At 48.0% G+C, this 23,887-nt stretch carries 23 protein-coding genes; 2 read left to right on the top strand and 21 right to left on the bottom strand.

All coding sequences use genetic code 11. From position 1 onward, the window contains the following. Positions 1-33: 33 nt before the first annotated feature. The 10 genes from ACFSUF_RS08555 to ACFSUF_RS08510 all read right to left on the bottom strand — a co-directional run bounded on the left by ACFSUF_RS08555 (position 34) and on the right by ACFSUF_RS08510 (position 9,926). Complete coding sequence (locus ACFSUF_RS08555; RefSeq protein WP_377602069.1) at positions 34-807, bottom strand: SDR family NAD(P)-dependent oxidoreductase; 774 nt, start codon at positions 805-807, stop codon at positions 34-36. A 53-nt stretch (positions 808-860) separates the two neighbouring features. Next, positions 861-1,700 (bottom strand): carbohydrate ABC transporter permease, encoded by an 840-nt coding sequence (locus ACFSUF_RS08550; RefSeq protein ID WP_377602067.1) that lies wholly within the window; start codon positions 1,698-1,700, stop codon positions 861-863. Continuing rightward, the gene (locus tag ACFSUF_RS08545; RefSeq protein ID WP_377602065.1) at positions 1,697-2,668 is read right to left on the bottom strand and encodes a carbohydrate ABC transporter permease; all 972 of its coding nucleotides are present in this window, start codon (positions 2,666-2,668) and stop codon (positions 1,697-1,699) included. Before ACFSUF_RS08545 ends, ACFSUF_RS08550 begins: the two co-directional genes overlap by 4 nt. 124 nt (positions 2,669-2,792) lie before the next feature. After that, positions 2,793-4,148, bottom strand: a complete 1,356-nt coding sequence (locus ACFSUF_RS08540; protein ID WP_377602063.1) for an ABC transporter substrate-binding protein — start codon at positions 4,146-4,148, stop codon at positions 2,793-2,795. A gap of 85 nt (positions 4,149-4,233) precedes the next feature. After that, positions 4,234-5,043, bottom strand: coding sequence for an SDR family NAD(P)-dependent oxidoreductase (locus tag ACFSUF_RS08535; RefSeq protein ID WP_377602060.1), 810 nt, complete (start codon positions 5,041-5,043; stop codon positions 4,234-4,236). Beyond that, positions 5,040-6,035: a sugar phosphate isomerase/epimerase family protein gene (locus tag ACFSUF_RS08530; RefSeq protein ID WP_377602058.1), complete on the bottom strand. Its 996-nt coding sequence runs from the start codon at positions 6,033-6,035 to the stop codon at positions 5,040-5,042. The genes ACFSUF_RS08535 and ACFSUF_RS08530 overlap by 4 nt, the downstream gene beginning before the upstream one ends. Positions 6,036-6,060: 25 nt before the next feature. Beyond that, complete coding sequence (locus tag ACFSUF_RS08525; protein ID WP_377602056.1) at positions 6,061-6,831, bottom strand: SDR family NAD(P)-dependent oxidoreductase; 771 nt, start codon at positions 6,829-6,831, stop codon at positions 6,061-6,063. Positions 6,832-6,850: 19 nt separating this feature from the next. Beyond that, positions 6,851-7,726 carry a fumarylacetoacetate hydrolase family protein gene (locus tag ACFSUF_RS08520; protein ID WP_377602055.1) on the bottom strand — a complete coding sequence of 292 codons (876 nt, stop codon included), beginning with the start codon at positions 7,724-7,726 and terminating at the stop codon, positions 6,851-6,853. A gap of 27 nt (positions 7,727-7,753) precedes the next feature. Continuing rightward, positions 7,754-8,749: a zinc-dependent alcohol dehydrogenase gene (locus ACFSUF_RS08515; RefSeq protein ID WP_377602053.1), complete on the bottom strand. Its 996-nt coding sequence runs from the start codon at positions 8,747-8,749 to the stop codon at positions 7,754-7,756. A gap of 25 nt (positions 8,750-8,774) precedes the next feature. Further along, on the bottom strand, positions 8,775-9,926 hold the full coding sequence (locus ACFSUF_RS08510) for a mandelate racemase/muconate lactonizing enzyme family protein (protein ID WP_377602051.1): 1,152 nt from the start codon (positions 9,924-9,926) through the stop codon (positions 8,775-8,777). Positions 9,927-10,385: 459 nt separating this feature from the next. Between ACFSUF_RS08510 and ACFSUF_RS08505 the strand changes: the two genes are divergently transcribed. Then, positions 10,386-11,189 (top strand): IclR family transcriptional regulator, encoded by an 804-nt coding sequence (locus ACFSUF_RS08505; protein ID WP_377602049.1) that lies wholly within the window; start codon positions 10,386-10,388, stop codon positions 11,187-11,189. A 114-nt stretch (positions 11,190-11,303) separates the two neighbouring features. Here ACFSUF_RS08505 and ACFSUF_RS08500 read toward each other — a convergent pair whose 3' ends face one another. The 11 genes from ACFSUF_RS08500 to ACFSUF_RS08450 all read right to left on the bottom strand — a co-directional run bounded on the left by ACFSUF_RS08500 (position 11,304) and on the right by ACFSUF_RS08450 (position 22,490). Beyond that, a complete protein-coding gene (locus ACFSUF_RS08500) occupies positions 11,304-12,284 on the bottom strand; it encodes a Gfo/Idh/MocA family protein (protein WP_377602047.1) in 981 nt (326 codons plus the stop codon). Further along, positions 12,281-13,303, bottom strand: coding sequence for an alcohol dehydrogenase catalytic domain-containing protein (locus ACFSUF_RS08495; RefSeq protein WP_377602046.1), 1,023 nt, complete (start codon positions 13,301-13,303; stop codon positions 12,281-12,283). The genes ACFSUF_RS08500 and ACFSUF_RS08495 overlap by 4 nt, the downstream gene beginning before the upstream one ends. Before the next feature lie 15 nt (positions 13,304-13,318). Next, positions 13,319-14,131, bottom strand: a complete 813-nt coding sequence (locus ACFSUF_RS08490) for a carbohydrate ABC transporter permease (protein WP_377602044.1) — start codon at positions 14,129-14,131, stop codon at positions 13,319-13,321. Continuing rightward, positions 14,131-15,015, bottom strand: a complete 885-nt coding sequence (locus tag ACFSUF_RS08485) for a carbohydrate ABC transporter permease (RefSeq protein WP_377602042.1) — start codon at positions 15,013-15,015, stop codon at positions 14,131-14,133. Before ACFSUF_RS08485 ends, ACFSUF_RS08490 begins: the two co-directional genes overlap by 1 nt. A 102-nt stretch (positions 15,016-15,117) precedes the next feature. Next, positions 15,118-16,422, bottom strand: a complete 1,305-nt coding sequence (locus ACFSUF_RS08480) for an ABC transporter substrate-binding protein (protein ID WP_377602040.1) — start codon at positions 16,420-16,422, stop codon at positions 15,118-15,120. A gap of 18 nt (positions 16,423-16,440) precedes the next feature. Continuing rightward, positions 16,441-17,235 carry a TIM barrel protein gene (locus ACFSUF_RS08475; RefSeq protein ID WP_377602038.1) on the bottom strand — a complete coding sequence of 265 codons (795 nt, stop codon included), beginning with the start codon at positions 17,233-17,235 and terminating at the stop codon, positions 16,441-16,443. Next, on the bottom strand, positions 17,232-18,068 hold the full coding sequence (locus ACFSUF_RS08470) for an AraC family transcriptional regulator (RefSeq protein ID WP_377602036.1): 837 nt from the start codon (positions 18,066-18,068) through the stop codon (positions 17,232-17,234). Before ACFSUF_RS08470 ends, ACFSUF_RS08475 begins: the two co-directional genes overlap by 4 nt. A gap of 28 nt (positions 18,069-18,096) precedes the next feature. After that, positions 18,097-19,155 carry a zinc-dependent alcohol dehydrogenase gene (locus ACFSUF_RS08465; protein ID WP_377602034.1) on the bottom strand — a complete coding sequence of 353 codons (1,059 nt, stop codon included), beginning with the start codon at positions 19,153-19,155 and terminating at the stop codon, positions 18,097-18,099. A gap of 330 nt (positions 19,156-19,485) precedes the next feature. Next, the gene (locus tag ACFSUF_RS08460; protein ID WP_377602032.1) at positions 19,486-20,418 is read right to left on the bottom strand and encodes an aldo/keto reductase; all 933 of its coding nucleotides are present in this window, start codon (positions 20,416-20,418) and stop codon (positions 19,486-19,488) included. A 104-nt stretch (positions 20,419-20,522) separates the two neighbouring features. Further along, entirely contained in the window at positions 20,523-21,521 is a 999-nt protein-coding gene (locus tag ACFSUF_RS08455) for a LacI family DNA-binding transcriptional regulator (protein WP_377602030.1), read from the bottom strand. 69 nt (positions 21,522-21,590) lie between these two features. Next, positions 21,591-22,490: an AraC family transcriptional regulator gene (locus ACFSUF_RS08450; protein ID WP_377602028.1), complete on the bottom strand. Its 900-nt coding sequence runs from the start codon at positions 22,488-22,490 to the stop codon at positions 21,591-21,593. A gap of 182 nt (positions 22,491-22,672) precedes the next feature. Here ACFSUF_RS08450 and ACFSUF_RS08445 point away from each other — a divergent pair, with 182 nt between their 5' ends. Further along, positions 22,673-23,887, top strand: coding sequence for a carboxylate--amine ligase (locus tag ACFSUF_RS08445; RefSeq protein WP_377602027.1), 1,215 nt, complete (start codon positions 22,673-22,675; stop codon positions 23,885-23,887).

Here is a 23,887-nt window from a genome sequence, read left to right as displayed (position 1 = left end):
GACCGTGTGCTGGGCACCGGCCTTGGTCACGCATTATCGCAGACTTAACCCTCCGTCTACAGCTAAAATCTGCCCGGTTACTTGGCCAGCCAAATCGGAAGCCATAAATGCTGCAGCGCAGGCAATGTCATGCCCTGTTTGCATTCCGCCAAGCGGGATCCGGCTGCTGTACTCTTGAATGGAACGGCTGTCTAACCCCGATGATTCCCAGCGTGCCACTTCCCCTTCGGACGCCACCCATCCGGGTTGGATGCAATTCACCCGTATCCGATGCTTAGACAATGCTCGGGCTAAATTTCGAGTCAGCGTAACGACCCCGCCTTTGGAAACAGCGTAAGCCATTGTGCTCTCTTCGCCCATGGTAGAATGAAGCGACCCAATATTTACGATGCTCCCGCCCTGTCTGCGGATCATCCCCGGAACCACCGCCTGGCACATCAGATAGGTACCCTTTAAATTAATGCCCAATACCTTTTCCCAAAAAGCCTCGTCCGTATTTTGCAAATCTGCTCTTGGAAAAATGCCTGCATTGTTGATTAGAACGTCCACACCGCCAAAGTCACCTTCAACCGTCTCAATTAACTTTTTCACTTGCTCCGCTTTCGAGACATCACATTGCCTGAATGTAACTTCATATCCCTCTTTACCTAATTGATCCGCCAATTGTTCGCCTTGTTCGTCTACATCAGCCATAACGCACTTGGCACCATAACGCAGGAACTGCTCCAAAATGGCGCGGCCGATCCCCTTGGAACCGCCGGTTACGACAACAACCTTTTGCTCAAAGTTCAAAAAGGATTCCTTCATCGTCACGATCCCCTATCATGTTTATTCGGAGACATAAGCCGCATGGATGGATGTTACCCTTTAATTCCTGTAGTCGCGATTCCCTCAACAAAATGTTTTTGGGCCGCAAAGAAAACTAAAATGGACGGCACGATGGAAACGAGCGAAACCGCCAAGAGCTGGCCCCACTCCACTTTATATTCGGAATCGATAAAAACCCTTAGAGCTACACTAACCGTGTATTTATCAGCGGAACTTAGATACAGCAATTGGCCGAAGAAGTCATCCCAACTCCACAAAAAGGTGTAAACAATGACGGTCACAAGCGCCGGTTTGGTGAGAGGGAGAATAATTCTAAGAAAGATGCCGAACGATGAACATCCGTCCATTTTGGCTGACTCATCCAACTCTCGCGGAATCCCCCGGATGAACTGAACCATGAGGAACACAAAGAAAGCCCCTCCGCCGAAAAAATGAGGCAAAATCAGCGGAATAAAGGAATTCACCATTTCAAGCTTATTGTACATAATATATTGCGGCACAATGGTAACCTGTCCGGGAAGCATGATCGTCATCAGCAGGAGGGAGAACATCAATCCTTTCAATTTGAAATTGATTCGGGCAAATCCGTACGCAACCAGAGGAGTTGTCAAGACCGCCCCTAAAACGCACCAAAACTCGAGCCATAGCGTATTGGCAAAAAACTTCGTAAAGGTGAAGGACGGAAACGAGGTCCAGCCGTCATAAAAATTGCGCCACATCGGATCTGACGGCCATATCGTCGGAAGAGGCATCTCCGCGTTGCTCTTGAGCGAAGCTCCAATCCACCAAAACACCGGGTACATCATTAGAAAAGAGAGCGCAAGCAGTATAGTATGGTTTCGAATTGCAAGCCGTTTTTCCGTGAGGGTCATTTACTCTTCCCCCCTTCAGATTCATAAAATACCCAGTATTTCGAAGCATAGAAATTCATGGTGGATAAGATCGCGATAATAAACAGCAAAAACCAGGCTAATGCAGATGCATATCCCATTTCGAAGTTCTTAAAGGCTTTGTCATAGAGCAGCAGCGCATACGTATAAGTGGAGTTGGCCGGGCCGCCTTGCGTAATGATAAAGGCTGAATTAAACATTTGAAATGAACCGATAATACCGAGCACCAAATTAAAAAAGATGACGGGGGACAGCATCGGTAAGGTGATATGAAAAAACTGGCGGACTTTTGAGGCTCCGTCCACGCCTGAGGATTCGTATAAATCCTTTGGAATTTGCTTAAGTCCCGCCAAAAAGATAATCATAGTGGATCCGAATTGCCAAGTGCTTAAAAGTATCAATGTTCCAAGCGCGGTTTGCGGATTAGATATCCATCCGATACCTGTAATCCCGAACCAACTTAAGAAATTGTTGATATAGCCGTCCAAACCGAACATATTCTTCCAGAGCACGGACACCGCAACGCTGCCTCCGATTAATGACGGAATGTATACCATCGTGCGGTAAAACGAAATGCCTCTTATGTTCCGATTTAATAAGATCGCTACCATAAGTGAAAAAAACAATTTAATCGGTACGGAAAAAAACACGTAGGCAATGGTTACGGAAAGCGATTTCAAAAAAAGCGGATCTTTAGCAAATTGGCTATAATTCTTGAAACCGATCCACTCCGGTTCCCTAAGAAGCGGGTAGTCTGTAAAAGAGAGATAGAAAGATTGTAATATGGGCCATAAAGTTAAAAGTAAGAATCCGGCCAACCACGGTGAAATGAACAAATATCCGGCTACATTATTTTCATCCGATACCTTTTTTCTTTTGAACAGACGGAACAGCCGTCTTGAAAATGCAGGTTTCCCCGGGGCCTTCTCGGCAACGATCAATTCACTCATCCCATCACCTTCTTCCACGTAGATAGACTTTCATTCAACCCATACGATTTAGTAAGGGCTAGGTTCTTGCGAACCTAGCTCCTTAGTTTATGATTCGTATTTAATTTTTTTCTAACAAACTCTGCTATTTTACGGCAGCCATTTTGCCTTCCGCCTCTTTCGCAGCAGCCATTATTTTTTCAAATGCCTGTTCTATCGTCTGCTTGTTGAACATGACCGATTCCATTTCCGTTAGATAGATTTGATCAAAATCCTCCCCGCCTGCAGGTGCAGGGTAGAATTTCTGGCCCTTTTCCCTTCCCATTTCCAGCATTTCTTTGCCTAACAGTTGACCGGGCAGCAATTCAGATTCAATCGCTTTCCAAGCTTCTTCATTCAACGGAATCCCGCGCGCCGTTTTCATGATTTTACCTGCTTCCGGATCTTCAAGAAACCATTTCGCGAACTTGAGGGCCTCTTCCTTGTTTTTAGAGTTCTCGGCAACACTCCAGAACAGCGTCGGCTGCGACCAACCTCCACCTTCCGCATCCGTCGGGTCATTGACAACGCCGATTTTACCCGGCATTAAATTTTCCACAACACCGGCTGAAGCGACAGTAGCTGGAGTCACTAGTACGGCTCCGGATGCGATCGGATCCAATTGCGGATCTCCCTCTTTAAAGCTAACTGTTTTTTCCGCGGGAGGAACGATTCCCTCTTTACGGTATCGTTCGTGTCTTTGCTGAAATTCCATCCATAAGTCTTTATCGATGAACACCTTGCCGTCGGGTGTGAAGACCGGGCCTTTTCCTTTGGCCATCTGATAAGTTTGATAGTAGAACCATGCTCTTGACTGGTCCTGGATGCCATATCTGTCTTTAGGGAGCTTTTTACGCACTTCCTCGGCGAACTGGAAGTATTCATCCCAGGTCCAGTCTTTATGAGGCGGCGTCAAACCGTTTGCTTCCACATCGGCTTTGTTGTAAATATAGCCGCTGCCGTTTAAGCTGGTTGGTATGCCGAACATCTTTCCGTCGAATTTAATGGATTCAAGAATTTTCTCATCCACCAGTCCGCTTAGATCAACGTCGGTTACATCCATTAATTGACCCCGTTTGACATATTGCTCCATGATAGCCATATCCATATGTACAATATCCGGCAGGTTCTTCGCAGCTGAAAGCGTTACTAATTTATCGAAGTATCCTGCTACTGCGGCATATTCCGGTTGAAATTTTACATGAGGGAATTTCTGGGAGTACAGTTCCAACACCTTTAGCGTATTATCGTGCCGTTCTTGGGAGCCCCCCCACATAATGCGGAGCGTTACCGGCTTGGGTTCTTCTTTCTGTTCTACAGTGCCTTGGTTGGAAGCCGGTTCCGATTTTTCATTTCCTCCATTTGCTGCACCGTTATTTTTCCCGTTCGAACAAGCTGTGACAAGCAACAGTAAAAGAGTCATTACAATGGTTAAGGACTTATTGAATGTTCTAAGTGCCATTTCCGGTTAACCTCCCCTAAATTTGCCACATTCTATAACGCTAAGATAAGGATATGAAACTAAATGATGTCCCGGATCACCTCCTTCATGTGGTTTGGCTTTCTTCCTTAGCGGCGAATTCATAAGCTGCTTTCGGGATTTGCGTTGCCAGCTTGCCGCCGCTGATATCAATCATTGTTCCGGTTATATAACCGGCGAAATCGGAAGAAAGGAAACAAATCAAGTGGGCGATATCCTCCTTTTTCCCCCATTGCCTAAGGGTTAATGTGTCAAGCAGGCGCTCCTTACGGTCTTCGGGCAGATCTGCAAAATGATTCATATCCGTAGGGATCATTCCAGGCGCATAACAGTTTACTGTAACATTCCACGGGCCCAATTCTCCCGCCAATACTTTGGTAAATTGCTGAACCGCCGCTTTAGAAGAGGCATAGGCAGCGCTTCCAAAACTGGGTACGATGGCCGCAAATGAAGCAGCATTAATGATTCGTCCGGAACCCTGCTTCTTCATCACCGGCGCAACGGCCTTGCACATGAGAAAGGTTCCTTTCAAATTAATGTCCATATTCAAATCCCATATTTCCTCATCAAGCGTATCAATCGGTCCGCCATGGGCCACACCGGCATTATTGACCAAAATGTCAATTTTGCCATATCGATTCAGAACTTCTTCAACTACCTCCTGAATCTGGGAAGAATCCCGCACGTCACAAACATATTGACTTCCCGCAAGCTTCTTTTCGGAAAATTCATAATTCACATCCGCTAGAAGAACTTCATCAATATCCGTTATTACCGTTATTACGCCTTCATGCGCTAAAGTACGGGCAATTTGGCGTCCGATTCCCTTTCCCGCACCCGTAACAATGGCTACTTTTCCTTTCAAGTCAATGTTCACAATGTCACCTCCGTCTCAGATTGCTTTAGAGTCCGCATTAATCCATGAACGTACGCTATGCTGGTGAGCAGCTGGGCATTTTCATACTGAGTTATTGACCGGACGGATTCCCCGTTTTCATAAGGTGTCTTCCAATCACCCTGCGGTTTCGCGTTTGATTGTACAAACCGCATAACTTTGGCCAGCTGCTGAGCCGAGCGAGCGGGATATTCCCGCCAATAATCATCGGCCAATACCCGGGTATGCCGTGCTTCCAGCGCACCGATCTCTATCGACATGGTAAGTTCGGAAGAAAGGCTGCTGAAAATCGGCAGCAAGGCAGGAAAATCAACGACACCCTGGCCGATGGGACACCGGACTAGCTTATACCCTTCCTCCGTCAAATACACCCAGTAATCCTTCAAGTGGACATGTTTCACATAGGATGCGATCCTTTTTGCAAAATCCACCGGTTCCTCTGCTGTGGCTAAGGGGTTTCCGGTATCCAAAGTAATGCCGAAATGAGACGATCCAATCTTTTCGCATAACCAGATCAATTCCTCGGAGGCAACATCCTGGTGGTTTTCCAAAGCAAGCGTAATCCCTTTATTCTCCGCAATCCTTACCGCTGTTTCCAGCCCTGTCAAAACCGCCTGAAGGAACGAATCCCATTTCCCTTCCATTTCCCGCCGGTCACCGCCGAATTTTGCACCGCCGACAACCGTACGGACTGTGCCGGCGCCAAGACTGACGGCGACGTCAAACACTTCCGAAAGATGATTCGGGTCATAGCCGTCCGCTGCAAGGGTGATGAATAAATTTTGTTCGCGGGCACGTCTGGCAATTCCCGGTACATCAGCCCCTTTTAGAAGGGAAAGAGGCATTTCCACTCCGCTTAGCCCCGCTTCCACCGCATAATCTATGAATTGATCAGGTGTTATCGGGGGACGGCTAGACTGGGGATGAAGACCCATCATAAATGTGGTGCCAAAAGCAGAAAGACCAACCCGCATTCTTGATCACCTTTACCTTTCGCACTTATTTTGCAGTCCAACCTCCATCGACGGTCAGCGTCGAACCTGTCATAAAGCTGGATGCGTCTGAAGCTAAGAACAGGATGGCGCCGGAAATTTCTTCCGGACTCCCCCATCGGCCCATCGCAATGTTATCGATAAAGAATCGGTTTGCTTCAGGGTTGTTCATAACAACGGTATTTAACTCTGTGGCGATCGGCCCCGGACATAGAGCATTTACCGTAACATTGTGCTTGGCGAATTCAAGCGCCAGCACTTTCGTTAATTGAATTACTCCGCCTTTGCTGGAACAATAAGCGCTTCTTTCGGGCAATGCGACTGCGCCTAACATGGAAGAGATATTAATGATTCTTCCGTACCGCTGCTCTTTCATTAGCTTAGCTACAGCCCGTGAACAGAGAAACGGCGCTTTCAGATTCGTATTTTGAACCAGGTCCCAGCTGTCTTCGTCATATTCCTCAATCGGTTTACGTATATTGATTCCTGCGTTATTGATCAAGACATCGACACGCCCAAAAGCCTCAACCGTAGAACGGACCATAGCCTCGACCTGTTCTGCGTCAGTAACCTCCGCCGCCAATCCCAGGGCATCCGAACCTATGGTTTGGCTAATCGTTTCTGCTGCTGCAACGGCCTTTTCTTGATTTCGGCTCGTTATGACGACCTTAGCCCCGGCTTCCGCCAAAGACTTAGCCATCACCATGCCCAATCCGCCTGTTCCTCCCGTTATCAATGCCACGCGGCCGTCCATTTTAAATAAATCCAGGCTTGTCATGTTTAAGATCCCTCATTTCCTAACGTGATCTGTTTTCGGAAACATAGTGATTGGTTAATACGCCGATTCCGCTGATATGAGCTTCCGTAACATCTCCCTCTTTCAGCCACACCTGCGGTTTTTGACCCATACCGACTCCGGGCGGGGTTCCGGTGATAATCATATCGCCTGGTTGAAGCGTCATCGTCTGCGACAGGAAGGAGATGATGTAGGGGATATTAAAGATAAGTTCACCGGTATTAGATTTTTGCATCGTTTTACCGTTTAAAACAAGGGAAATATCCAGGTTGTGGGGATCCGGTATTTCATCTGCGGTAACGATCCATGGACCCGTTGGAGCAAATGTATCGATCGCCTTTCCCCTTGTCCACTGCGGCTCGGAAAGCTGAATATCCCGGGCGCTTACATCATTCAGAATGGTATAGCCAAATACATAATCCATGGCTTCTTCCACGTTTACAAATTTGGCTGTTTTACCAATGATAAATGCCAGTTCCACTTCATAGTCGCATTGTTTAACATCGCTCGGTATGATAACCGTATCCGTATGCCCGATCAGGCAGTTGTTGTATTTAGGAAAAAGCACCGGTACCTTAGGCACTTGCATATTCGACTCTTTCACATGATCGTGATAATTTAAGCCGATACATATAATCTTTTCAGGATTCATCAAGGGCGGCAGCAGTTGAATATCCGATAAATTATGTATTGTTCTCTTCTCTTGAATGTTCGCTTCCAATCTGCTTCTCTTTTCTTCCGAGCGCTCTAACCGTGTAATCAAATCGATCATTGAGTGCTCCTCTGTCAACTCACACACGGTTTCATTATCCAAATAAGCACCGATTCTTGCCTTTGATACGGGGTCGTGCTTTTGCACAAATTGTAATAGTTTCATGTCTTACCTCTCTTTTGCCTGGATTGGTCAGTCTACGGCCAGCAATATTTTCGCTGTTTTTCCGGGATTGGATATCAATGTTTCAAAGCAAGCACGGCCTTCCTCGAGCGGAGCCACACGGGTCCATGGGCTTAACTGGACTTTGCCTTTGCTTATCCAAGCTAAAGCGGTTTCAAAATCTGCCGGACTGTAAGCGAAAGCCCCGACGGTTTTGATTTCATTCCGTATCATATAATTGATTGGCAATTGGCTGTTATCTTCATGCAAACCTGTAAATACAATCGTTCCTCCGCTATTCACGGCATTTACGCAGTTCGTCCGGGTAACCTGCATACCCACTGCATCGACGGCTGCACTAAATGATCCGGATTCCTTGCCAGCCGCATCCAAACTGGTCATCGCCCGGGCATTTAACGCTTTAGCGATTTCCAGACGCTCTTCATTGATATCGATGACCGTTATATCCTGCAGTCCGAAGATCTGAGCGGCCTGAAGAGTGAAAAGCCCGATCGGACCTGCCCCCATGATAAGGAGACGATCATTAGGAAGTATCCCAAGCTGACTGCAAATATGAACCGCGCAGGCAAATGGTTCCGTGAAGGCTCCGTCCTCAAACGTCACATGATCATCAAGCAAATAGAGGTTTCTTTCCGGAACAACCACATAATCCGCAAAAGCTCCCGGCAGATGCGCGCCGAGCAGCTTGCGCTCGGCACATCTCTGTGAGGCTCCGGTCATGCAGTCCCGGCAGCGGCCGCAGGTAATCAGCGGGTTGGCTGTAACCCGATCGCCGATTTTGAAGTTCTTCACTTCCATACCAACCTGCTCAATTGTTCCAGCAAATTCATGACCCATTATAAGAGGAGGTTTACGCAAAGAATTGTGACCCAAATATCCACTTAATTCCGATCCGCAAATCCCGGCGCGCGCAACCCGGACTAAAACTTCATCCTTTTGAGGTGTGGGATTTGCTTCTTCGCGTATGTTCAATTCCTTCGGTCCTTCATAAACTAATGCTTTCATGGAACACCTCCTCAATCACATCTAATTAGTTATCCAACCGCAGCCGTTTCTCCCAGCCTTGTTTGAATAAAGGAAGATAATGCCCTGGATGGTAAGGATGCTTCGCTATTTCTTCTAAATTTAAATCAACTCCCAAACCAGGCAAATCAGGAGGCTGTATATATCCGCGGTTCACCTTTAAAGGCGGCTGCAATACATTTTCTTCCCAAGGTTCGTTAAATTCATCGAAAATTTCATGCAGATAAAAGTTCGGAGTCGCCATATTTAAGTGTGCGCAAACTACGGAGCAAATCGGCCCCTGTGCGCTGTGCGGCGCTATGACGCCGTTGTGCGCGTGAACCATACCGGCTATTTGCTTGGATGCCGAAATTCCCAAGTACTGCGGCTCGAGCTGAATGATATGTACGGCATCATGCTTAAGCAGTTCTGCGAATTGCTCTCTGCAGTAGTAATCTTCCCCGCAAGCGACGGGCACGGGACTTCTCTTAGCGACTTCCACCATCGACGAGATATTCTGCGGCGGAACCGGAGCTTCGAACCATGTCGGCTCATATGGCATCATGGCTTCTGCAAACTGAAGCGCGGTATGTACGCTGAATCGGTTATGTCCCTCGATCAAAATGTCAACATCCGGCCCGACCGCATCACGAACCGCAGATATAATTTCCAACCCTAGTTTAAAATCTTTCCTCTCGACTGTACGCCAAGCGTTACCGAACGGATCAAACTTCAATGCGGTGTAGCCCTTATCCACGACGATTTTCGCTTTCTCATAGAAGTTCTCCGGGGTTCTTGGCCCGCGGTACCAGCCGTTTGCGTAACATCGCAGTTTGTCGTGGCATTTGCCCCCGATAAGTTTATATAAAGGCTGCCCGGTTGCTTTCCCGATAATATCCCAGCAAGCGGTTTCAATAGCAGCCAGAGCTGATCCCTGGATCTGTCCGCCGTCGGAATATACATCCCGGGTCATTTTCAAAGCAATCGTTTCTACGTCAAAAACGCTCATTCCTATATATAAATGCTTTAGTTCATGTACAGCTGCCTCTACAGTCTTCGCAAATCCGTTTAACGTTCCTTCACCGATTCCATAGACGCCCTCTTTGGTATGTAATCTTACAAAAACCCAGTTTTTCCAAGGGTTCCCCACAATAAAAGTTTCAACATCAGAAATAATCATGCTTTAACCGCCTTTCATATTTCTATATTAGAAATTGAACTTCTTAAAATGTTGATTTTTTTACAGTTTAATTCACCTCCATTTTAGTTGTCAATCATTTTATTTTATGTCATAAAACCTCAAAAACCGCCGATTATTATTGTAAATCCACCCAAATCACTAAATTGACGAATCCAGAATTCATTAAAAAAGCCTTTAGAGAGTAACGTAATACTAGAAATATTGTTTCTAATTTAGTCGAGAAGTCTATTGAGTTGACTGTAACAACCTTAAAAAAGTTTGAAATAGCCAATTCATTTCTATATTTGAAACTTAATTTCCTAAATTTCGATTGACCGTATCCATAAGCAGCGATAATATTATGGTAGAATGTCATGAAATTCTACATCCAAATCCAAATGTTATGCAGATTAACATGGCAATATAAGAAATTAAGTTTCTTTTAGGAAGGTGAATGATATGCCCCGTTACGCCCAACCCAAACCTTCGGCTGATAAAGTCGCTTCTTCCACTGTTCTTAAGGCGCTTCATGTCCTTCAATCCTTGGCAGATCTTTGTGACGACAATCCGGAAGGGGCCTCCGTAAGCCAAATCTCGCTGAATTCCGGAGAGAGCCCGAGCAGTGTATGTAAACACTTAGCTGCCTTCCAACAGTACAGTCTTGTCGAACAGGATAGTAAGTCAGGCCTATATCGGATCGGTATCTATTCTTTGCGTCTTTCAACCCTTGCTCTTAAACCGATGTCCATTCGGGACACCGTAGCTCCCTATCTGCGAAAAATTGCGGATCGTGTCGGCGAAACGATTCATTTGGTGATCAGAGACGGATTACGGGTGGTATACATCGATAAAGTAGAATCCTCCAAAACCGTCCGTATGCACTCGGAAATCGGGTTGCGTAATCCCATGTATTGTACTGGTGTCGGAAAGGCCATACTGGCCTATTCCCCGGTCTCACTGGTCGATGCTGTTATTGCTGAAGGCCTGACTGCGTATACACCTCATACCCTGGTTTCAAGAGGCGCATTGATTGAGGATTTGGAAAAGATCAGGATAAGAGGGTATGCTATTGATAATTGCGAACATGAACCGGAAGTTCGCTGTGTGGCTGCGCCTATATTAAATCACCTGAAGGAGCCCATCGCATCCTTTAGCGTCTCCTGTCCAAAATGGCGTTTGACCGATGACCGTATTCCGGAAATAGGCGAAATGGTAAGGGCAGCTTCCGCTGAAATCTCAGCCAGGCTGGGTTACAACATTTAAATCCGGAAGCAAGTCGATGTTTTTGAACAGCTTACAATACATGGTAAAGGCAGCCGAACATGATGATGGCTGCCTTTCATGATTTACGGAGCTATAGTCACCCGCAGTGGTACACTATACGAAGACACGGCTTCCCGAATGAAAGGAGGCAATGACCGCATGTGCGATTTCCAGCGCCCGAAATCCGGAGGAAGCGTGGATCGGCGGCGGTTCTCCTTTCTTGAACGCTTCAATAAGTTCGCCGTAGCAGCTATCGAACGTCCGGTGAAACTCGCGGTCCCAATCGTTAAAGTACCCTGCTTTCCATATCTCGCCTATTTCGCTGCCGGCCGGATGGTACGTGTATTTCTTGACCGTATCTTCTATGGTTACCCGCCCCGCAGTGCCATTGATTTCCATGAAATGTGTTCCTGGGTATGAGTAAGAGGAATCGTATGTTCCCAGTAAGCTGCCCACGGCGCCGTTCGCGAAACGCAGTGATACGGCCAAAGTGCTGTAGCCCTTTCCGGTCATGTCTGTCATCTCAGCCATAACACTCCGGATCGGTCCGCATAGGTGCTCCAGCAAGTCAAAACCGTGGCACTGCGTCTCAATTAAGTTAGCGTGCGGATGATCGCTGCTTCCTTCGCCTCCGAACCGCCAGGAAACAAATACAATTTCGCCTAACTTCCCTGCGGCGGCCGCTTCCCGGGCAAGTTGAACCGGTTTAGCGTATCTGTGATTAAAGTTGATGGCAAAGAACAGATTTCGCCGCTCAGCCTCCTCAAGCAAATGCTGCCCTTGTTGCAATTCAAACACCAGAGGCTTCTCGACAAACAGGGGAACCCCGTGGCGAATGACCTCCAGCGTCGTCTCATAATGCTGTTGGTTCGGCAGACAAATATGTACTAAATCAGGCTTTTCGTTTCTCAACATTTCTTTTACTTCCGTATAAAATCTGGTACCGTACTGCTCCGCTCTTTCACGGGTTTTCGCCGGCGTACGGCCGGTAATCGCACACAAGTCTACGTCCGGGCGGCCGGCAGCTATACGTGCGTGCTGCGCCCCCCACCCTCCGGCACCGATGATGGCCACCTTCACCTTTTCGCCGCTCATTGTTCGATCACCACTTTGCCCGTGCTGCCGGCGAAGAACAATTCGAACGCTTCCTGGATATTCTCCAAAGGAAACCGATGAGTAATGATCCGGGTGATGTATTCGCGGTTCTGAAGCAGCAGTCTCATATTGCGGTTTAGTTCGCCGTATCGGAAATACTCGCTTCCAAGAACGCTTCGTTCAGGCTCGATGAGCTCCTTCGAAACATCGATCCCCAACCCTTCTCCATGACCGACGCAAACGAGCACTCCCCTTTTATCCAGCGCCTCAAGACAGCTTTTACGTGCAATGGTTTTCCCGCTCGTATCCGCAGCCAGATCGGCTCCCGCCAGACCGATCTTTTCCAGTCCATCTTTTAATGTTTCCTTTAGAGCATCGATTGGGATTCCGCCAAGCTTCCGCGCAAGCTCCAGCCGATAAGGAACTGTATCGGAAATGACAACCGGCACTTTTTCGCCCAATAACAGCTTAGCCATGACAAGCACTCCAAGACCTATCGGTCCAGCTCCCGCAATCGCAACACTTTGGATATCGGGATGGACCAGCAGCCCCCTCTCCAGCGCATGGCCTCCCGTGCCCATAATATCGAGCAGAAGCGTCGCTTCCGTTAAATCCAGGCCCTCATCAACCGTATAAAAAATGTTCTCGCTCACGAGCATATACTGCCCGTACCCCCCGTTGCGGTTAAACCCCATATCTCCTCTTTTATTAAGACATTGGTTTGTAAAGCCCAATTTGCAGCTTCGGCAGCTGCCGCAGAAATCCATCAAATAGACGACGCCAGGCGTTCCCGGTTTCACGGCCGTTCCCGCTCCCGCATCAGCTACGATGCCGGCCGCTTCATGCCCTGGCGTGACCGCAGAGCCGTACATATATTGACCGCGTTCCGACCCGCAAAGTGCATTCGCTTTCACTTTGATGAGCAATTGCCCCGGCCCGGGCACAGGGATCGGCATCTCATTCATGGCAATGATCTTATTCCCTGTGAATCGGGCCCCTAAATACGTAGATTTCATCATAGTACCGCCTCTCGTTTAAAATTTGACACTGCCTTCCTGCATCCCCGTTACGAACTTCCGCGTCATGATCAGAAACAAGATGACCATCGGGATGACCGTAATCACGCCGCCGGCGGCCATTAGCCCCCAATTCGTACCGTATTTGCTGGTAAAATTTAAATACGACACCGATACGGTGCGAACCTCTTCCACCTGCAAAATGGCGTTCGACAAAAAGATTTCGTTCCACGTCCCCAAAGCCGAAAAAATCGCAGCCACCGTAAAGACCGGTTTGCAAAGCGGCACTACAATGCCGATAAAGGCGCGAAAGCTGCCGCAGCCGTCGACTCTGGCGGATTCCAGCAGTTCTTTCTGAATGCCCAGCATAAAGGCCCTCATTAAAAATACGTTAAAAGCAAAACCTCCGCCGACATAAGGAATGATTACTCCCCACCATGTGTTGATCAAATTAAGGCGAACCATCATGAAGAAGATAGGAATAAAACCGATCGGCATGCTCATGGAAATAAACAGATACGCGATAAACGCCGCCGAACCGCGTGTCCTAAGATGTGTGAGACCGTAGGCGGCTAAAGCAGACAGCGCGCAAACCAGCAGTACCGTGAAACCGGTAATGACAATGGTGTTAACATATGCCACGCTGTAATTCCCCTGTTCCCAGGCATTGAAATAGTTTTCAAGCGTCCAATGCTTCGGGATGCCTAACGGATTTTTAATAATGTCGGACTTTGCTTTAAAAGAGTTCATAAACAGCAGCAGCAAAGGAAACAAAGCAAATACCGCAACGGCAAGCAAGGGGATATGGCGCCAATTGAACCGGAGTCGCATTACACATCCCACCCTTTCTTCTTTCTTAGCACCACATAAACAATGATCAACAGGAAGGAGATCACCATCTGGAACAAGGCGATGGCGGAAGCGTACCCTGCCCTCCGTCCGGCGGTGCTTAATGAATAGTAATAGGTAGAAAGAGTTTCAGTGGAATGCGCGGGCCCTCCGCCCGTCATAACGTATACCATATCGAAAGCGCTGAACGAGCCGATGACCGTTAAGAACGATAAAATGACGATCGTTGGCCGAAGCTGCGGGAGAATAATGTTCCACATTATTTGCCACCGTCCCGCTCCATCCAGCTTGGCGGATTCCTCCAGCGATTTATCCAACTGTGTCATTGCGGCAAGCAGCCAAATCACGTTTCCGCCGAATCCCTTCCACATATCGGCGATCAGAATGGAAACGAGGGCGAAGGAAGGAATAGTCAACCCTGGCCAGGCCAGAAAATCAAGGCCTGCTTTTTCCATATAAAAGTTAATTCCGCTAAATGGATTGTACAGCCAAAACCAGATTTGGCCGGCAACGGTGACCGTAATGATGGAGGTGGAAAAAAAGACGGCCTGATAGGTGACCTGCCCTTTCTTTACTTTCGTTAACAGGTGGGCAATACCGAATGCAAAAAGGAAAGGAATCGTAATGCAGAACAACATCCACTTCAGGTTGTTGATCAGCGCCATGCCGACGATGCGGTCCTGAACTGCTTCCATAAAATTTGCAAGTCCAATAAACTTCGGAACGTTTAGCCCGTTCCAGTCGGTGAACGGCAAATATAAAGACATGACTGCCGGAATCGTCACGGCGATAACGTGAAACAACAGGCCGGGAAAGATGTACCACCAGCCGTTCGAAGCAATCGTGCCGGTTACCTTTCTGCTCAAAGATTTCACCCTCGCTTTCGAATGGTCTGCTGTATCTCAGGAGAGCTTTGTAAAAAGCCGAAGAGCCAATAGGCTCTTCGGAATTTACATGGTTGCTTCTTATTAATAGTTGGAAAGACTGAAGAGATTATTTTCGCTCTGATCCTTCTCTTTCTTCTTTTGCAGCTCCCCAAGCCATTTTTCGACGGACATCTTATCAAGGTACATACTGGCGACATCGGACTCCAATACGCTCACCACACTAGGCGAACCGTAAGACCATGCGACGTAGCCGGTTTTCCCGTCTTTCGCCGCGGCATTGATCAATTCAAGCACCTTGGCGATGCCCGGTTTCAAATCCAATGAGCTGAAGTCCGTTTCTTTGGGCTCCGGTATTCCGTGTTCAGCCATGGATTTCATCACGTCGGGATGGAAGAAGTAGGTAAGCAATTTGGCGACCTCATCCTTGTGCTTGGATTTGGCGTTCATGACTAGTCCTCCCCCGACCCCGAGAGGAATGACCGGCTCCCCGTCTTCCTTCCAGCTCGGGAACGGGGCGAAGCCGACCTCGAAATCCGTTTCGATACCGGATGCCAAGCTCCACGTGCCGTCCAGTCTCATCGCCGCCCGGCCGGTTGCAAACAGCTGCATGCTGTCTTCTTGCGAGATCGAGTGCGACTTTTTGTCCGACAAATTTCCCGCCTTCCAGAAGTCCGTAAATCGCTGCATTGCTTCAACAATGGCAGGGTCAGTCCACTTCTTGTCTCCGGAGAACAATTCCTTCGTTCCCGCCGGTCCAAGCACGCTGTTTACGATGCTTGTAACCCACCAGTCGTCGCACCCCGGACAGTCGGAGGTCCCCCATGACATAGGGATCAAGTCTTTTTGCTTCATTTGCTCCGTTAATGCCACAAGCTCTTTATAGTTCTTTGGAACATTCCATCCGTTCTCTTTAAACAAAGTCTCGTTGTATACGAGGAGCAGCCCTTCATAATTCCAAGGGATTCCAATCGTCTTTCCATCCATCGAGTAGGCGTTCTTGGCCCATTTGTACATGCCGTCCCCCCACCCGTACTGATCGTAATACGTATCGAGCGGTTCGACATAGTTTTGCTTATAGCTTTCTTTGGCCACGAACGGGTCCATCAGCATTAAGTCCGGCGCTTTTCCTGCGGCCAGTGCCGGAGCATAATCTTCTACGGAAGTTTGCTTTACCTTGATACCCGGATTTTCCGCTTCGAACAGATCGTACATTACTTGCAGGGCGGAGCTTTCCTCGCCCCAGATTTTCGCATCCGGAACCGTTAATGTAATGGTCCCTTCTTTTCCGTCCGAAGCAGTTTCAGGATTGGAGCAAGCCGTAACCGTCAAGCAGAGCGACAACAGAACCGCTATGGCCAATCGGCTCCCCTTTACAAGACTAAGCATCTCGGTAATCCCCCTTTATTAACGATTCATGCGTTCGTTTAAGAATTGCACGGACTCGATGTAGGCTTCCTCCGGTTGATCTTGAAGCTCGCATTCAATGGCCATATACCCTTTGAAACCGATATCCTTTAACGCTTGAAAGCCGGATCGGAAATCGGTATGCCCTAGTCCCGGCAGCAACCGGTTGCTGTCTGCAAGATGGACATGAGCGATAAGCCCGCCCGTTTCTCGAATACTGGCAGCGAGATCATGCTCCTCTATATTCATATGGAAGAAGTCGGCCATCACTTTGACGGACGTGAAGTTCCCCTCGCGGATGAGACCCGCCGCATCGGAAAGGCGGTTGATCATATGGTCCTCATAGCGGTTCAGCGGCTCCAATAAGAGGGTGCTGCCAGCCTGCTTCGCCAGCCGGTCGATTTGGTCCAGCGTTTCCAGCAGAACGGCTCTCTCTTTTTCCTCTGCTCTCGGAGGTTGAAACGGCGGCAGCTTCCGGGAGAATATGCCGAACGCCGCAGGCGCAACGACCCCTGCCGCGCCGATCTCCGCCGTATATTTGAGAATCTCACCAATATCCTCAACAGCATGCTTCCGGTCCTCCGCATTGAAAGCGCCGATCCATCCCCGGTAACCGCCGCAGATTGAACTGATCCCCGTACCCGTAGCTCTGACGGCGCTGCGAATTTCATCAAACCGTTCTATTAAACGTTTGCCGTCGATTTCCATCCCGTCAAAACCTAGTGACCGGATTTTACTTAATTTTTCTTCAAAGGTATTGCCGAAAAAAGCTCTATCCTGCGTAGCAAGCTTCACCCGTTATCCCTCCATTTCTTTTGTAAATCGCGGTATTGCTTAGGGGACACCCCTACATACGACTTGAACAGCCTGGAAAAGTTCTGAATTTCGCTGAATCCGAGCGCATTCGATATTTCCGTCACCGACAAGACACCTGATTGCAGCAGCGCTTTCGCACGTTGGATCCGCATCTCTCTTTGCATTTGCATCGGGGATTTCCCGAACAGCTCTTTAAACCGGTTGCAAATATAAGTGGGGTGCATGTGCATGCTTTCCGCCAAGTCTTGCAGCGACAGCGGATTTTCAGGCTGCTGGATCATGCGGGCAAGAATGCCGACGAACGTCTTCGACGAAAGATGATCCGGATCTTCCTGTTTCTGGGATAATGCGTTGTCCAGCAAAATGTAGAGCAGCTCAAGCGCCTTTGCTTTTTTCAACACGGACCTCGGTAAAAATCCGCTTGTGGAGGTCGACTGCTTGAATTGCAGGAATACTTGTTCAAAATGTTCCCGGTCCAGCAGCTTAAACGTAAAGGGGATTTGGAACATCTTCATTACATCCATCACGCCCGCGATCTCATAGGTGAAATGCCACCATAAGAAAACAGTCTCTTCCTGCGAATCCTTATAATGGTCGTGCTCCAAATGGGCCGGTATGTATACCACAGTGCCTGGTTCGATAGAGAACGTCTCGCTGCCGACCCGCAGCTTGGCGTTTCCTTCTTTGTGATAGGACATGATACAATAAGGAAGAGTCCTTCCGAATGTCTTCATTTCCTTGCGTCGGTCGGTATTAAATTCAACTACGTTGAGCTCAGCGCTTTTTAATAGAAAATCTAATTGTTCATCCACTGATATCCCCCGCAGTCGCTTTACTTATTTAAAAAGCTACGCCTAGTTTTATGCTCTTGGCCGGTTCCCGGTCGACGAAGGTTTCGTATCCCTCGGCACATTGCTCGAACGGTACCAGCGGATGAATGACATGATCGCAGCGGATCTGCCCCTTCTCCAGCATGCTCCAGCACGTCTCCTCAATCCGGCGCCAGCTCCAGCGCGGATAATCCGGATTCGGCTCGCTGCACGCCCGGGAGAAAACAATTTTCGCGTTGTTAAAATGGGCTTCCCGGCCGAGGTCGAGTCCCCCTTTGAAGGCGCGGGCCCAACCGACGTAAGCGATCGTACCGCCGTAGGCAAGTCCGCGTAAGGACGCCTGGAGTGCCTGTTCGCTTGCGCTTGTCTCAATAATGACATCTACTCCCATTCTCCCGGTTGCATTCTTCAATTTGAAGCCAACGTCCTCGTTCACCGGATCAAAGCCTTCGTCGGCGCCTGCTTCAATGGCGGCCGTTCTTCTATCTTCGATCGGATCAATCACAGCCACATAGCCAGCTCCGGCTAATCGGGCCATCTGCGCGGCAATTTGGCCGATCGCTCCTAGCCCGAACACCGCAACCCGGTCGCCGGCACGAACGTTCGCATCCCGGATTGCCCCGAGCGCAAACTGTGCCGGATCGAAGCAAAGCGCGTTCTGCCAAGACATGCTCTCCGGCATCTTTAACAAGTAGAAATTGTCTATCGCATTCACCGCATGGAACTCGCGAATCCCACCGTAACCGCAAACCCGGTCACCTACGGCATAATCTTTCACTTCTTCTCCGGCTTCGGTGATGATACCCACCCATTGATTGCCAAGGTTCCATTTGCCGAAATTCCCGTGCTCTTCCTTCTCCTTCAGCTCTCTCGGCAGGAAGGTGTGCCAATCCTCATCGTAATAATCCGCCAAGTGAGGGCTTTCATTTCGAAAAGCCGCCAGTTCCGAGCCGTGTTTAGGCGATGCGTATTGGATTTTTACACGAACCTCGTTAGGCATCATTTCCGGCAAGTCGTACTCCGCTATATCCGCTCTTCGCGGGGCTGATGCAACAAGCTGTCTGGGCATATCCATTTCCTCCGATCGATTTTCATAATTTTCAAAATGACAAGCTTTAAATTAAGCGCTTTCATTTGATATTATAGTGGAATTCATCTAATCGGAGATTAGCCGGTTTACAGTGATATTTATCATTTCTACAGGTATTTGAAAAAGGGAGGCTGCGCCCTTACACATATATTAACTATCCATTGCAGGAATCCTTTTTTGCTGCCTCAATACATGGACAGACTGCGTTTCATTCCGTGAAATAGTAAGCAAAAAGCCTTGGCCATTGCCAGGGCTTTTTCTTACTGTTTCACAGCTACATTACAGGAATTTCCGAAGGCACCCATAAGCTTATGGCGCTGTTTCATCAATGAACTGCAGATCTTCCTTCGACAATAGCGGTCTTACGGATGCCGCTGCGTTCAACTCTGCTTGCGATGGCGTTTTGGCTCCCGGAATCGCCGCGGATACCGCCGGATGATTAAGCACGTAACGCAGTGCTGCTTGACTTAACGTGCGTTGTTCATTCTCCAGAGCGGAGAGACGATCCACTTTATCCAGGCTGTCTTGAAACCATGGCTCTTTTGTCCAATTGCGGCGGATATCACCCTCCGGAAACACCGTATCTTTGGAAAATTTCCCTGTTAAAATGCCCATTTTAAGCGGTCCTCTGACAACTGCGCCGATACCGTGTTCCTGCAGATACGGCAGCACCTCTTTCTCAGTCGTACGATTTAGTATGCTGTAATCCAGCTGAACCGCATCAAGCCCGCCTTCACGGTTGAAATGTTTTATGTAATCCAAATTCTCAGTAGAAACTCCCACGCTCTTTACTTTGCCGTCCCTTTTCAGGATTTCAAAGGCCCGCATGAATGCTTCCGTTTCCTCGTGTTTATCCCACCATAAATGACAGAAGTATATATCGACGTAGTCCGTGCCAAGGCGTCGCAAACTCGCTTCGCATGCTTCAATGATCTTTTCAGGAGTATCATAAACGGGCTCTCCTTTAGGGTCGCGGTGATGTCCCATTAACCCCCCTTTGGTAGAAACGACCACCTGATCACGTCTGCCCTTTATCACCTTGGCAACCAGTGTTTCACTGTGACCGCTTCCATACACATCCGCCGTGTCAATGAAGTTCACTCCAAGCTCCAGCGCTTTATTCATCGCTTCGATAGATTGGGTGTCTTCAACCGGTCCCCAGGCATCACCGCCAATTGCCCAAGCTCCGAATCCAATTTCAGAAATTTCTATGCCTGTTTTACCGAGCTTCCGATAATGCATGCCTCATACTTCCTTTCGAAGTTGGATTTTGTGGAATCGATTCCACGCAACCTATTATAGGCAGAAGAAATCCATTTTTCAAGAACTATATATGAAAAAACACCCTACCGGGTGCTTGAGCGTCTTACAAGTAAACGAGTTTCCAAAATCCTTCGCCGCGGTTCTATCTTTTGAATCTCAGTGGTAAAGCATGTTAACAATAAATGAACCGTTTCCGCACCCATAGTATATATTGGTTGTTCCACTGTAGTTACATTTGGCTCAATCACAGTCGAAAAAGGATTGTTGTCGAATCCCGCAACTGCCACATCTTCAGGAATTTGAAATCCATTACACTGGAGCGCTTTCACTACACCGACCGCCATCGTATCATTTGCTGCAAGTATGGCCGTTGGACGAGATGATCTTGTTACTAACTGCTGAGCACAGGAAGCAGCCGTGTCCATCTTATATTCGCCATCCATGATGATGTGTTGATCAACAGCCAGACCATTGTCCTGAAGAGCCTTAAGATATCCCAGTTTTCGATCACGGCAAATAATAATATGTTCCGGACCATTAATAAACGCTATTCTACGGTGTCCCGAATCAATCAAATGTTGTGTTACCATCTGTGCAGCGGCGGTATTATCGATCGCTACTGACGGAATCGGATCGCCGTCTAAATACTCATTAGCAAATACAATAGGTCCATATCTTAAATAGGGTGTAATGAAGTCCACAGGGTTTCTTAACGCCGTAAGGATTATGCCATCCACTTGTTTATTTTCGATCATGCGGATATATTGCATTTCACGCTCGGGGTTACCCCCCGTGATGCATAAAATGATTTTATAACCCGCTTCCAAGGCCACATTCTCCATTCCCTCCAGTAAACCTGAGAAAAACGGGTTGGATATATCCGGAACCAAAACCGCTATCAACCCGGTTTTTTGTTTGCGCAGATTACGAGCCATGTCACTAGGTTCATAATTCAGCTCTTGGATTGCAGAGCGTACCTTTCGAAGTGTTTCCTTGTCTACACGGGGGCTGTTATTCAAAACTCTGGAAACGGTCGTTCTTGAGACACCTGCAAGTCTAGCAACATCCATTATTGTTGCCATTTTTCACCTCATGAAATTTCTTCTTTTCTTTTCTATAATGAGTATAGCTGGACACCGGCCATGGTCAACCTATAATTCAAACGGTACTGCATTCGCCTCTGCAGTCAGATGAAGGTTTCGATATTGCAGCGGGGTCATTCCGGTTTCCTTTTTAAACCACCTGTACAGCCCTTGGATATTGGCAAAGCCCCCTGTTGCGGCTACTTCCTCCATAGGTTCTGCGCTCCCTGTCAGCAGCTCCGTAACCCGTTCCTTGCGGATGCGGGCGAGCAGCCCGGAAAGCGATTCCCCTTTTTCTGATTTATACAGCTGGGATAAATACTTGGGATGATAGAAAAAGTGCTGTGCCATTTCCTCGACACTCGGCCATCCGCCCTTATACTGTCTAATATATGGCTCGATTTGCCCCAATACCTGTTCGTTCCGTTCTGCATTGAACCATGTAGAAGACGCGCATTTAGGCGTCGGGTCCGCTTCTGCGGAGTAGCGGGCCAGAGCCGCATAAACCGTTGTTAACTTTGCATCGATAACAGACAAGTAACCCGGCCGCTGCTGCATGATTTCGCCGTAGACTTCCAGAAAGGACGATCGAACCCGTTCGGCAGGACTCAACCAATGCCGCCCTTGCCTTTGCCGGATCCACTGGTCCAATTCTTTTGCTGCGTCTCCATGATGCTTCACCATCAAAAACAGCAATTCAAAAGGCGTGCCTGGATCATGCACTTCGTAATGCGGAACCCGCGGCGGAATCACAAACAAATCCCCGGCCTGTGCTTCATAATCCGTGCCGTCGATATGGTACCTGCCTGTTCCCTTAAAGATATAGCCCAATTCAAGCTCCTCATGGTCATGCAATTCGCATTCCCAGCGGTCCTTCTGTTCAGCGAGATGCATATAAACACATTGCAGTTGTGTTCCCAGCAGCATATCATCCATTTCCGACAGCGGCAGATTCGTGTAACGGATCATGAGGAGCCCCTTTGTTATATTTTTCACATAATAACAAGCTTATCCTATATTTTCGCATTTCCTTCCAATTTGATCAATTGCATCTGCATTTTTTACTTTCCGGATACAATTCTGAAACATTTGGACATGGCCGCGAAACATTTGAGAGCTAAGTTTAACGCTAGATACAAGGAGGGAATGCATTGAACAAAGCAGTGATTCTTGGTTGCAACTATTATATCGGTCTTAGCGTAATCCGTTGTTTGGGAAAGCATGGCATTCATACGGTCGCGGTGGACTATACCAACGATGCTTATGGGGCACGCTCCAAATATTGTTCGGAACGGCTTATCGCTCCGCATTACAAGGAACAGAAGGAACAGTTTATAGAGTACTTAATCCAATATGCCCGCAGGCAGGCCTTACCGCCTGTACTCATCCCATGCCATGATTCCTTTGTGGAGCTTATAGATCAAAACTTAACAGAACTAAGAAAGCATTATCTGATACCTCAAACCGAACCAGGCTTATATACCCGGCTTATGAACAAAGAAAAGCTTCACGAGCTTGCAGTCTCGCATGGAATTCGTGTCCCGGAAACCGTCAGGCCTGAGGATGAACATCTATTTGAAAAAGTAGATGAGATCATTAAATATCCATGCATTGTGAAACCGACAGATTCGCCAGCCTTTGTAGCTGTATTCAGGAAGAAGCTGTTTCAAGTCAACAATCAGCAGGAATTGGTACAAGCCTTGGAACGGGCGCGGAAAGCGAATCTGGAAGTTATCATTCAGCGTATCATCCCTGGGTTCGACGATCATATGCATACTTTCGATGTATACCTGGATCAGAACGCAAAGGCAACCCACTGGGTCACCTGCCAAAAATACCGCCAGTATCCAATCAATTTCGGTGCTTCCGTCTATACCGGGCAGAAGTATGTGCAGGAACTGTACGATATCGGCGCACCCTTCCTGGAGGCAGTCGGTTACAAGGGTTTTGCTGAAATTGAATTTAAGAAGGATGCGCAAACCGGTGCATACTACCTTATAGAAGTCAATGTACGAATCACAAACCTCAATCAGCTGCTCTATAAATCAGGTATCAACATTCCATACATTACTTACAGGGAATTGACAGGGCAAGCTCCCGTACCTCCCAAAGCCGTAACCGAAAATACAAACCGGGTGTTCTGGTATTTTTTCGAGGACATGCTGGCTGTACGTGACTATATCCGGACCAAACAGCTGACTTATACTCAGGTGATCGCCTCTTTATTTAAGCCAAAAGCCTATGCCATCTGGGATTGGTCTGACCCTATGCCTGCTTTCTCTTATGCCGCTCTGCTCGGAGGAAAAGTGCTCAGAAAATTCCGGCCGGCAAAAACTGACCCAAACCAATCCAAGATGAAAGGGTGA

Source organism: Paenibacillus gansuensis (genome assembly GCF_042684925.1).
Classification (GTDB): domain Bacteria; phylum Bacillota; class Bacilli; order Paenibacillales; family DY6; genus Paenibacillus_N; species Paenibacillus_N gansuensis.
This window is presented reverse-complemented; position numbering and strand designations above follow the sequence as displayed.